At 69.2% G+C, this 10675-nt stretch carries 9 protein-coding genes and 1 pseudogene; 2 read left to right on the plus strand and 8 right to left on the minus strand.

The genetic code is table 11. From position 1 onward, the window contains the following. Positions 1-152: 152 nt before the first annotated feature. The 3 genes from H0U68_RS20135 to H0U68_RS20145 all read right to left on the minus strand — a co-directional run bounded on the left by H0U68_RS20135 (position 153) and on the right by H0U68_RS20145 (position 5050). Positions 153-2882 (minus strand): ubiquitin carboxyl-terminal hydrolase family protein, encoded by a 2730-nt coding sequence (locus H0U68_RS20135; RefSeq protein WP_296358684.1) that lies wholly within the window; start codon positions 2880-2882, stop codon positions 153-155. A gap of 168 nt (positions 2883-3050) precedes the next feature. Further along, positions 3051-3674 carry a glutathione S-transferase family protein gene (locus tag H0U68_RS20140; protein WP_296358685.1) on the minus strand — a complete coding sequence of 208 codons (624 nt, stop codon included), beginning with the start codon at positions 3672-3674 and terminating at the stop codon, positions 3051-3053. A 50-nt stretch (positions 3675-3724) separates the two neighbouring features. Continuing rightward, the gene (locus tag H0U68_RS20145; RefSeq protein ID WP_296358692.1) at positions 3725-5050 is read right to left on the minus strand and encodes a M20/M25/M40 family metallo-hydrolase; all 1326 of its coding nucleotides are present in this window, start codon (positions 5048-5050) and stop codon (positions 3725-3727) included. Positions 5051-5183: 133 nt separating this feature from the next. Between H0U68_RS20145 and H0U68_RS20150 the strand changes: the two genes are divergently transcribed. Continuing rightward, positions 5184-5960, plus strand: a complete 777-nt coding sequence (locus tag H0U68_RS20150) for a MerR family transcriptional regulator (RefSeq protein ID WP_296358686.1) — start codon at positions 5184-5186, stop codon at positions 5958-5960. 1 nt (position 5961) lies between these two features. On the opposite strand, the gene H0U68_RS20155 is transcribed toward H0U68_RS20150, so the two are convergent. The 3 genes and pseudogenes from H0U68_RS20155 to gcvA all read right to left on the minus strand — a co-directional run bounded on the left by H0U68_RS20155 (position 5962) and on the right by gcvA (position 8128). Continuing rightward, positions 5962-6552 carry an MFS transporter gene (locus H0U68_RS20155; RefSeq protein WP_365732249.1) on the minus strand — a complete coding sequence of 197 codons (591 nt, stop codon included), beginning with the start codon at positions 6550-6552 and terminating at the stop codon, positions 5962-5964. Further along, positions 6535-7176, minus strand: a pseudogene (locus H0U68_RS20160) (MFS transporter); the annotation flags it as partial. The gene H0U68_RS20155 and the pseudogene H0U68_RS20160, both read right to left, overlap by 18 nt. A 55-nt stretch (positions 7177-7231) precedes the next feature. Further along, on the minus strand, positions 7232-8128 hold the full coding sequence (gene gcvA / locus H0U68_RS20165) for a transcriptional regulator GcvA (protein ID WP_296358687.1): 897 nt from the start codon (positions 8126-8128) through the stop codon (positions 7232-7234). A gap of 124 nt (positions 8129-8252) precedes the next feature. On the opposite strand from gcvA, the gene H0U68_RS20170 reads away from it, so the two are divergent. Then, entirely contained in the window at positions 8253-8915 is a 663-nt protein-coding gene (locus H0U68_RS20170; protein WP_296358688.1) for an NAD(P)H-dependent oxidoreductase, read from the plus strand. Here the strand turns inward: H0U68_RS20170 and H0U68_RS20175 are convergent. Then, a complete protein-coding gene (locus tag H0U68_RS20175) occupies positions 8912-9304 on the minus strand; it encodes an FKBP-type peptidyl-prolyl cis-trans isomerase (protein ID WP_296358694.1) in 393 nt (130 codons plus the stop codon). The two genes, H0U68_RS20170 and H0U68_RS20175, sit on opposite strands and share 4 nt — an antisense overlap. Positions 9305-9446: 142 nt before the next feature. Then, a partial coding sequence (locus H0U68_RS20180) for a sorbosone dehydrogenase family protein (protein ID WP_296358689.1) occupies positions 9447-10675 on the minus strand: 1229 nt, incomplete at its 5' end.

Below are 10675 nucleotides of genomic sequence, written 5' to 3' on the forward strand. Positions count from 1 at the left end.
CGCGCAAGTACTGCTCGTCGTCTCCGAGGTGGACTCGCACTGTGCGACGATTCGTGAAACACGGATCCTCAGTTGCCTGCCGCTAGCCCAAGGCCAGAAGAAAGCCCTATGTGTCGACACATCTTTCAGCTGATCAAACACAATAGCGCCCGCTACCTCTTCTTGCTCGCTTCCTCTTTGACCTTATTCAAGACTTTCAGCAAAGTAAACAGCGCGCTGAAGATCTGTGAAGCACTGATCTCGATAGAAGTCACCACCTTGTTCCCCGCATGCTTCGCCCGCATGCGCGCCCATTCATTCGCCGCGGTCACCGAGATCTTGCGGGCGCCCCATAGCTTGGAGACCGGGTTGCTCGCCATCATCTCTGTCGGGTCGTCGTTGTTCACCAGAATGCGCGCGATGTCGATGCAATAGGCCGCCGCCGCTTCCCACCGATCCCGCCCCTCTGGCAATGCCTCCAGCAGCGAGATCAAGGTGCTCTCGTACATGTTCAGGCGCGGCAGCGCGCTCAGCTGGCCGAGGATGCCGCGGCCGATGGTGAGGTGGTCGTCCTGCTGCTTTTTCAGCTTGGGATCGGCGGCGATGGTGAACGCCTCGCCCTGGTGCTGCCCGGTCTGCTTGCTGTCCTTGTCCTTCGCCTCGTCTTGCAGCTCCTTCGCCGACAGCGTCGAGCTGTCCAGCGAATGGACGCCGATCTCGTGCGCCAGCAGCCCGATCGACTGCCCCACGGTGAAGTCGGTCACCTGGTAGTCGTCCAGGTTGATGGTGATCCGGTTGCCCACGCTGTACGTCGAGGCGATGTCGCTGGTGACGGTGGGCCGCAGCAGGATGCGGATCACCAGCGGCGGCTTGCGGCTGGCGATGAAGGTCGAACGCAGCAGGGCGCGGCTCACGCCGTCCATCCAGCCATCGAGCTTCGCCGCGGCCTTCGTGATGTTCCTGGTGCCGTGGATCTCCAGCCGCGTGCCGGCCTTGTTCTGTTTGGTGAAGAGAGGACCGTAGTCCTCGCCCCGCAACGCATCCTGGTATTGCCTGAGCAGCGCGTTCACCACCTCCAGCTGCTCGGCTCCCGCGTCCCATCCGCGCTCGATCTTGTCCGGCAGGCTCTTGGCCATGTTGAGCAGGTCGGCGGGCGACATGCTTCGGAAGGCGTCGTAGTACTTGCTCTTGGTGACGTCCTTGGGCTGGGCGTCGTCCTTGCGCTTGCCCTTCGTTCCCTTGCGGCGCTCGTCCATGAGGGTCAGCTCGAACAGGGCTGCCAGCAGCGTGTTGCTACTGGCCCTGCGCAGGATGTCGATGGCCTCCCACTCGGTGCCGCCCTTGGCGAGGAACTTGCGCGTGAGCCGCTCGCGTTCGCCCACGTCCTTCGGGTTGGTCGATTCGAAGATCGATCGCGCGATGGCGTCCTCGCCCAGGCGCATGGCCCCCGGAAAGGACACGCGGTCCGGCGCATCGGCGCCCTGGTCGCCATCCAGCACATAGGTGTAGAGCGTCGCCAGGGCGTAGGCGGGCGCGGGGTGATCGCCCACCGCATGCGTGTTCACGTCGATGCCGCGCGTGCGCGGGCTCATGACGCCCGGCTCGCCGTCCTTGCCCTTGCCCATGTCGTCCGATTCGGCCCAGCCGCCCTGCCCGTCGCGCATCACGGCCACGTAGTGCCCGCCGTTGTGGTGCGAGAAGGTGTTGCGCACGACGAACGCCTGCAGCCGGTACCGCGGCCCGGGCTGCCCGTTTCCCGTGATGGTTGCGGGAATGCGGAACGCCTCCGGCATGTCGATGTGGTCGCCGGCGCCCTGGCGCAGCATCCCGATGGACAGCACCGGAGGAAAGGACACCGCGCGCGTTCTGGTCGTGTGCGGGCTGGCCACGTCGCCTCCCGCGCGGCGCTCGCCGCCGAAGTAGGCCGCCAGTGCCTGCTCCAGCGTGCGGTGGCCGACCGCGGTTAGCTGCAGCACGGCTTCGCTTTCCACGCGGACCGAATCCTGGTTCTGCGCGTCGGGGTTGTCGTATTCGACGCCGTGCGCCGTCAGCAGCTGCTCGCGCCGCGGCTGCACGCGCTGCAGGATGCCCATCATCACCTGGCTGGCGTCCTGCTGCGCCGCGACGGCGGCCTCCCCGCCATGCAGCAGGCCAAGCCGCTGGAGCACGTTCAACAGGCGCGTCACGTCGGCGGCGGCAACGGTCCCATTGCCGCCGAGCGTGCGCAGCAGGGGCGCGATGGTTCGCTGGAGCACCCGCGCGTCGCTGTCGGGCCGCGTCGGGTTCAGGCGAACGTCGAACAGCCGGCGGTAGGCGGGCACCGCAGCAACCAGGTTGAGGATGCTCGCCGCGTAGCAGCTGTTCTGCACATGCTCCACGCCGCGCTGCTCGCCGTGCGCGATGTCCAGCGGCACCGGCTCGCCGCTTTCGAGCAGCGGCAGCGAGGCGGACGGGCTGTATTTCGCGCTGGCCAGCGAGAAGAACAGTTGCCGCACGCCGGTCAATGTCCTGGGCAGCGCTTCGGTCGCGGGCATCACCTTCAGGCCCACCAGCACCGTCGCGAAGAGTGAAGGGTCCATGCCGAGCACCTGCAGCACCGGGCTGCGCCCGCCCTGGGCGACCAGTGCGCCCGCATCGGATCCACTGTCTTCCTGTGCCGAAAGCTGCGACTGCAGCCACACGAGGTACTGCTGCGCGCGTTTGGGCAGTTGGGAAAACGCCTGCTCCAGCAGCTGCTGGTTCTGCACGGCGTTCTGCTGCGCCACGAGCGCGCGCTCCTCGCTTTCGCGGGAGACAAGAGCCTGCTCGCCACCCTGGCCAGAGCCTTCCTTGCCTTCCTTGCCCAGCTGCGCCACCGCGTGCGGACCGAAGGCCCTCGTCAGCTGGCGGCGTTGCGCCGCCATGCGCGGACTGTCATGCAGCGGGTCGGCCGCGGATTCAACACCGTTCGCCGCGCGCCCGTTCTCCGCTCCGGGCGAGCGGGCGCGTGGTGCGAGGGCGGCTGTCCGGTTCATCGCACCTCTGTGCAACGCCGGACGCCGGGCTGAAGCAACTCACCCACCCTGCCGTTCCTACGGCTTCGCCATGAGCGCGTTGTCGATCTCCTGCGCCCGCGCGTTCGCCGGGCGGGCGGTAACCAGCTGCGCATAACGCTCGAAGGCCGGGCGTTTCTCGATGGTGCCGAACTGCAGGGCGAAGGCGATGTAGGCACCCAGGTACAGGTCGGCCGCGGTGAACTGGTCGCCGGCCACGTAGCCGCCGTGGCCGACCGCCTTCTCCAGGGTGTTCATCACGTCGTCGTAGCTGCCGTAGCCGGCCATGGCTTTGCGCTCCGGCGGGACCTCGAAGCCCAGGGCGCGGTTGGTGATCGCCGACTCCATCGGGGCCGCCGCGAAGAACAGCCAGCGGTAATACGGGCCGCGCAGCGGGCTGCCGGGTGGCGGTGCCAGCCCGGCCTGCGGGAACGCGTCCGCCAGGTAGGCGCAGATCGCGGCGCCTTCGGTCACCACGGTGCTGCCGTGGCGAATGGCCGGGACCTTGCCCATGGGATTGATGGCGAGGTACGCGGGCGCCTTCATGGTCGTGCCGTACGCCAGGACCTCCGTGCGGTAGGGCTGGCCAACCTCTTCCAGCATCCAGCGGACAACCCGGGCGCGCGACTGGGGGTTGGTGTAGAAGACGAGCTCATCGGACATGCGGGTTCTCCTCGCAAATGGTCAGGCAGCATGATAGGGCGGACTGCGCCTCACAGCCCCTTGCCCCGCGCCACGTCCATCACCACCCGCGCCGCCAGGTACAGGCGCGGCTCGATCGCGTCCACCAGCACCCATTCGTCGTCCGCCGAGTGCGCGCCGAATCCCGGCAGCCCGAAGCGTTCGATCACCGGCCCTTTCGCCTTCAGCGCCGCGAACGCGGCATCGGTGCCGCCGCCTTCCGGCTGGTCGTCCACGGTCAGCTTGCGGCCCACTTCCGCGTAGATCGCCTGCGCGTGCGCGGCCAGCTTGCGGCTGGCGGCCGTGGCTTCCAGCGGCGGGCGGCGGCGCTCGAAGACCACCGTGACCTTGGCTTCGGGCAGCAGCTGCTTCTTGGCGCGCTCGCGCACCGCGGCCTCGATGGCGTCGTAGTCCGCCACGCGCAGCACGCGCACGTCGGCCTGCGCCGTGGCGTGCGCGGGAATCACGTTGCGGTTGGTGCCCGCCTGCGAAATCGTCCAGTTCAGTTTCAGGCCCACTTGCGGCTGCGACAGGTCGCGCATCTGCAAGATCTGGTGCGACAGCTCGTACAGCGCGTTCACGCCGCGCTCAGGCGCGCTGCCGGCGTGCGAGGCGCGGCCCTCCACCTTGAGCTCCACCGAGGCGATGCCGCTGGTCGCCAGCGACAGTTTGTCGTCGTTGGCACGCGAAGCCTCGAACGACAGCACCGCATCGTGTTCGGCGCCGGCCTGCGTGATCTGCGCCCGCGCGCCGGGCGAACTGATTTCCTCGTCGGAGTTCACCAGCACCGTCAGCGTGCCGTACTCGCTGAAGTTCAGCGACTTCAGCAGCGCCACCACGTGCACCACCATCGCCACGCCCTGCTTGTCGTCGGAGATGCCCAGGCCGTAGGCCTTGTTGCCGTCGATGCGGAACGGCTGCCTGGCCAGCATGCCCTTCAGGTACACCGTGTCCATGTGCGCGATCAGCAGGATCTTTTTCGTGCCGGTGCCGCGGAAGGTGGCGCGCACCATGCGGCCGACTTTCTCGGGCGTGTCGGCCATGCGGTAGGTGGTCGCCTCTTGTGGCTCGATGAATTCCACGCTGCCGCCCAGCGCGCGCAGCTTGGCGGCCAGCAGCTCGGTCGCTTGCGTGATGCCCTCCATGTCGCGGCTGCCGGTTTCGATGGAAACGAATTCCTTGAGCGTGTCCAGCAGCGGCTGCTTCTGCGCGACGGCAGCCCGCTGCACGGCGGGGTCGGTGGTCTGCGCGGCTACCGGCCCCGCGAGGCCCGCCAGCAGCGCCGCCGACGCGAGAACGGCAGCCGCCACCGCGCGGCGGCGGCTTGTCGATGAAATTGAAATGTCCAGCGAACGCATCTTCACTTTCTCCTCTCGGTCATGTGCATCTCTTGCCGCGCCATTGTGCGGGCGGCAGGCGGGAACGTCACCTGCCCGCCGCGAACACGTCCCGCTTGACCTTGACGCAGCGTCAACCCGCACACTTGCCGCCATGCACTCCTCCAAGAGAACATGGCCCATCGCCGAGCTGGCCCGCATGGCCGGCACCACCAGCCGCACCCTGCGCCACTACGAATCGTTGGGCCTGTTGCAATCGGTGCGCGTGGGCGACGGGCAGTACCGCCATTACGACGAAGCCAACGTGCTGCGCCTGCTGCGCATCCTGCTGCTGCGCGACATGGGCATGCCGCTGGACGCCATCGGGCAGGCGCTGGACGCGCAGCAGGCGGACCTGCCGGCCGCGCTGGGCCGCCACCTGGAGGAGCTCACGCAGGAGCGTGCACGCACCGAGCGCAAGCTGGCGGCCGTGCGCTGGACCTTGGACCAACTGAAGAAGGGAGCACCTCTCATGGCTGAAAACATGCTCGACGGTTTCGACCAGAACCGCTATCGGCAGGAAGTGGAAGAACGCTGGGGCGCCGACACCTGGGCGCGCTGGCAGGACTGGTGGAAATCGCTGTCGCCCACCGACGCGCAGCGCATCCGCGCCGAATGGGCCGCCATCGGCCATGGCTACGCGCGGGCCAAGGAAGCCGGCGAAGGACCGCAGGGCGCCGCTGCGCAGGAAGCGGCCAAGCGCCACCTGGCGCTGCTGGCCAGCATTCCGGCCGCGCAAAACCGTAACGGCGTGCCCGCCCCCGGCTACCTGCGCGGCCTGGCGGACCTGTACGCCAACGACGCGCGCTACGTCGCGTTCACCGGATCAAGCGACCCGGACATCGGCGCCTACATGCGCGATGCGTTGCTGCCGCTGATCCAGGACCGCTGATCTAGGACCGCTGCTGCGCTGTCACAAGCGGCTCCGGCTCCGCGCCTGCCCTGCGCGGCACGGGCGTGGCCGGCAGCCGGCTCACCACCAGCAGGGTCACCACCGACGTTGCCGCCATCACGCCCAGCAGCGCGGTGAACCCGGCCTGCTTGACCAGCGGGCCGATCAGCCACACCGCCACCGAGCTGGCGCCGAACGACACCGCCAGCCGCATGCCCGACACGCGCGAGCGCATGCCGTCGTCGACGAAGCGCACGATCATCGCGTCGGTGAACGGGATGGCGCCGAAGATGGTCGCCATGAACAGGAACTGCAGCAGGTAGAACACCCAGCCGTCCACCGCCGCCGCCAGCGCCAGCAGCACCGCCTGCGCGGCGACGATGCCCAGGTACAGCGTCTTGAGCGCGACGCGGTCCAGCAGGTGGCCCACGGCCAGCTGCGTCAGGGATGCCAGCGCATAGACGGCCGCCAGCAGCAGGCCGATGCGCGCCGGGTCCTGCAGGATGGCGCGCAGGCGGTCGGCCAGCAGCTCGTAGTTGCTGTTGGTCGAGAAGTTGAACAGCAGGCTGCCGCTGGTGGCGGCCATGGTCATCACGAACAGCAGCCGCGCCATCGACACGCCGGCGGGCATCGCCGCCTGCGACTGCTTCTTCTTCGCGGGCGGCGCGGCTTCGCGCGTGGCCAGCAGCGCGAACAGCACGCCGCAGCCGATGCTGACCACGCCCGGCACCAAGAACGCCATGCGCCAGCCGAAGTACTTCACCAGGAAGCCGGTGGCCACCGCCGCGCCGGCCACGCCCAGGTTGCCCACCAGGCCGTTGATGCCGATGGTCTAGCCGGGCCGCGCCACGCCCTGCACCAGCATCGGAATGCCCACCGGGTGGTAGATGGATGCGAAGCATCCCAGCAGGGCCAGCGCCAGCGCGATCTGCAGCGGCGAGGTGGTGATGCTGACCAGCAGCGACGCCAGCCCCATGCCGACGAAGAACACCACCATCATCGGCCGGCGCCCCCAGTGGTCGCCCATGCGGCCGGCCGGCAGCGAGCCGACGCCGAAGAAGAAGAACGCCGCCACGCTGTAGGGCATTAGGTCTTCCCAGCGCGCGATGCCGAAGTCCGCCGCGATGCTGGTCACGGCGGTGGCGAAGATCAGCAGGAACAGGTGGTCGAGCGCGTGGCCGGCGTTCAGCAGCAGCCGGGTGGGGCGGTTGTTCATGCCGCAATGATGGCACTGTGTCCTGCGGCATCCCGCTGAACGGCGGCGCCGCGTTTCACGCGGGCAGCAGCGGCAACAGGTCCATCACCCACTGCCGCACCGCGGCAATGGCCGGCTCGCCGCCGCGCGCCTCGGGATAGACCAGGTAGAACGGCGCACCCTTGAGTTCCGGGCCGAAGGGCGTGACCAGCCGGCCCGCGCGCAACTCGTCCCCGATCAGTGCGCGGCTCATGAGCGCCACGCCCTGCCCCGCGGTGGCCGCCGACACCGTGTGCGTCTCGTCCGAGAACACCGGCCCCGCCTTCGCATCCAGCCCTTCCACCTTGGCGAGCTTTTGCCACTCGACCCAGCCCATGGGCGTCATGCGCGCGTTGCACGAGGCGAAGTGCAGCAGCGTGTGGCGCGCCAGGTCCTGCGCTCGCCTGAGTTTCAGCGTGGGGCTGCAGGCCGGCACGAACAGGTTGTCGAACAGCTTGTGCGCCACCAGCCCCGGCCAGCGGCCATCCCCGTAGCGGATGGCGATGTCGGCGCCGCGACCGTCCAGCGTCACTGGCTCGTGCGTCACATGGAAGTGCAGGTCCAGGCTCGGATGCCACTCGCTAAGGCGCGTCACGTGGGGCAGCAGCCAGCGCGCCGCCACCGCGGGCGTGGTGGTGAGCGTGACCGACTGCCGCTGCGGCGCGGCGCGCAGGCGGGCCACGGCGCCGGCCATGGTGTCGAAGGCGCCACCGATCTCGCCCATCAGTTCGCGCCCGGCGGGAGTCAGCTCCAGCTGCCGCGGCCGGCGCACGAACAGCGGCAGGCCGAGCCACTCCTCCAGCGCGCGCAGCTGGTGGCTGATGGCGGTGGCCGTCACCGAAAGTTCGTCCGCGGCGCGCTTGGCGCTGCGGTGGCGAGCCGCCGCCTCGAAGGCGCGAAGCGAGGAAAGAGGTGGCAGGGTGCGTGCGTTCATGGATGAGAAAAAATTTTCGCAAGCGGCTCGAAACCATCAGTTGTCCTCGGCCGCACCGGCTCGTAGATTACGCCTGCACCCGGTTGCGTCAAGCTGATTTCCATTCATCCGAAAAGAGCCACCCATGACCACGCTTTTGCACATCGACTCCAGCGCGCGCGCCGGCCGCGCCGGCGAGCATCCGCACGGCTCGCAGAGCCGCCGCCTGACCCATGCCTTCGTGTCCCGCTGGCTGGCCGCCCGCCCCGGCGACGAGGTGGTCTACCGCGACCTGGGCGCCATGCCGCCACGGCCGGTGCACCACGAATGGATTCCCTCGGCCTTCACGCCCGAGCCGCAGCGCACGCCGGACCAGCGTGCCGCGCTGCGCGAGAGCGACGCGATGGTGCGCGAACTGAAAGCGGCGGATGTCGTGGTGATCGGCCTGCCCATGTACAACTACGGCATGCCGGCGCCGCTGAAGGCATGGGTCGACGCCATCGTGCGCATCGCGATGACCTTCGATTACGACCCCGGGCGCGCGAACCCGTACGTGCCGCTGCTGGCGGACAGGCCGCGCCGCGCGGTGCTGCTCACCGCGCGCGGCAGCCATGGCTTCGACGCGGGCGGCGCGCAGGCCGCGCTCAACCATGCCGACACGCTGCTGCGCGACGTGCTCGGCTTCGTCGGCATCACCGACGTGCACACCATCGCGGTGGAGCACACCGAGGAAGGCGGCGCCACGCTGGACGCGTCGGTGTCCGATGCGCTGGAGCGCATCGACGCGCTCGCCGGCGCCTGGCTCTAACGCTTGACCGAGACCAGTTCCACTTCGAAGTTCAGCGTGGCGTTCGGCGGAATGACGCCACCGGCGCCGCGCGCGCCGTAGGCGATGGCGGGCGGGCAGGTCAGCCTGGCCTTGCCGCCCGGCTTCATCATCTGCACGCCTTCGGTCCAGCACGGGATCACGCCGTTGAGCGGAAACTCCGTCGGCTCGCCGCGCTTGTACGAGCTGTCGAACTCGCGCCCGTCCTGGAACGTGCCGCGGTAATGCACCTTCACCACGTCGGTGGCGGCCGGCGACGCGCCCGTGCCTTCCTTCAGCGACTGGTAGATGAGCCCGCTCTTGGTGGTGACCGGCGCCGGCGCGGGTGCCGGCTGCGCCGATGCAATGGAAGAGATGAGGCCGAGGGCCACGGCGCAGACAACGGAAACGGTGAAACGCACGGCGATCACTCCTTGGAAAAAGATGGGCGAGTGTAGCCATGGACCATGCATCCATGGGACCTCGGGACGACCGCCTGGGACCTCGCGCTGCGCAAGCGCCTGGCTTGACGGCTCACGGCTGGCGCGCGACGCGCCACACCGCATTGCCAACGTCGTCCGCCACCAGCAACGCACCGCCCTTGTCCAACGCAACGCCGACCGGCCGGCCGTACGCGTCGCCGTCCTTGCCGACGAAGCCGGTGAGCACGTCCTGCGGCGCGCCGCTGGGCTTGCCCTGGCCGTCGAACGGCACGAACACCACCTTGTAGCCGCTGCGCGGCTTGCGGTTCCATGAGCCGTGCTCGCCGATGAAGGCGCCGCTCGCATACGGCGCGGGCATGCGCGCGTCGGAGAACGCCAGGCCGAGCGGCGCCACGTGGTTGCCCAGCGCGTAGTCGGGCGCGACGGCCTTGGCCACCATGTCGGGGCGCGGGGGCTGCACGCGCGCATCGACATTGCTGCCCCAGTAGCTCCAGGGCCAGCCGTAGAACGCGCCGTCCTTCACCGAGGTCAGGTAGTCGGGCACCAGGTCGCTGCCCAGCTCGTCGCGCTCGTTCACCACCGCCCACAGCACGCTGCCACCGGGCGCGAAGGCCAGGCCGACCGGGTTGCGCAGGCCGCTCGCGTACAGGCGCTTGGCGCCGGTGGCGACATCGATTTCCCAGATGGCGGCGCGGCCATCCTCGATGGCCATGCCGTGTTCCGCCGCGTTGCTGTTGGAGCCGACGCTCGCATACAGCTTGCGCCCGTCGGGGCTGGCAACCAGGCCCTTGGTCCAGTGGTGGTTTCGGCCGCCGGGCAGGTCGGTGACTTTCACGGGCGCCGCGTCGCTGCGCGTCTGGCCGGGCGTGTACGGCACGCGCACGACGGCGTCGGCATTGGCGACGTACAGCTGCCCGCCCACCAGCGCCATGCCAAAGGGCGAGTGCAGGTTCTGCAGGAACACGGTGTTCAGTTCCGCGCGGCCATCGCCGTCGGCGTCGCGCAGCAGCGTGATGCGGTCGGCGCTGGGCACGCCGGAGCCGGCGCGCTTCATGATTTTTTTCTGGACCCAGGCGCGCACGCCCTTCTCTTCCTGGTCCGGCGGCGGCGTGGGCTTGTCGCTCTCGGCCACCAGCACGTCGCCGTTGGGCAGCACGTGCAGCCAGCGCGGATGCGAAAGCCCGCGCGCGAACGGCGTCACCTGGAACCCCGCCACGGCCTGCGGCTGCGCGCCGTCGGGCCAGCCCTGCGCCGGCGCGATGTGCACGGTGGGCAGCAGGCTCTTGGCCGGCGGCGGCAGCTGGGGGTTCGCGCCGTGGG

It is taken from the genome of Ramlibacter sp., assembly GCF_013697775.1.
In the GTDB taxonomy this organism is placed as follows: Bacteria; Pseudomonadota; Gammaproteobacteria; order Burkholderiales; family Burkholderiaceae_C; genus Ramlibacter.

Coding starts and splice junctions, on each gene's coding strand:
- H0U68_RS20135 (WP_296358684.1), bottom strand. CDS start 2,882: ATGGCGGCGCAACGCCGCCAGCTGACGAGGGCCTTCGGTCCGCACGCG.
- H0U68_RS20140 (WP_296358685.1), bottom strand. CDS start 3,674: ATGTCCGATGAGCTCGTCTTCTACACCAACCCCCAGTCGCGCGCCCGG.
- H0U68_RS20145 (WP_296358692.1), bottom strand. CDS start 5,050: ATGCGTTCGCTGGACATTTCAATTTCATCGACAAGCCGCCGCCGCGCG.
- H0U68_RS20150 (WP_296358686.1), top strand. CDS start 5,184: ATGCACTCCTCCAAGAGAACATGGCCCATCGCCGAGCTGGCCCGCATG.
- H0U68_RS20155 (WP_365732249.1), bottom strand. CDS start 6,552: ATGACCATGGCCGCCACCAGCGGCAGCCTGCTGTTCAACTTCTCGACC.
- gcvA (WP_296358687.1), bottom strand. CDS start 8,128: ATGAACGCACGCACCCTGCCACCTCTTTCCTCGCTTCGCGCCTTCGAG.
- H0U68_RS20170 (WP_296358688.1), top strand. CDS start 8,253: ATGACCACGCTTTTGCACATCGACTCCAGCGCGCGCGCCGGCCGCGCC.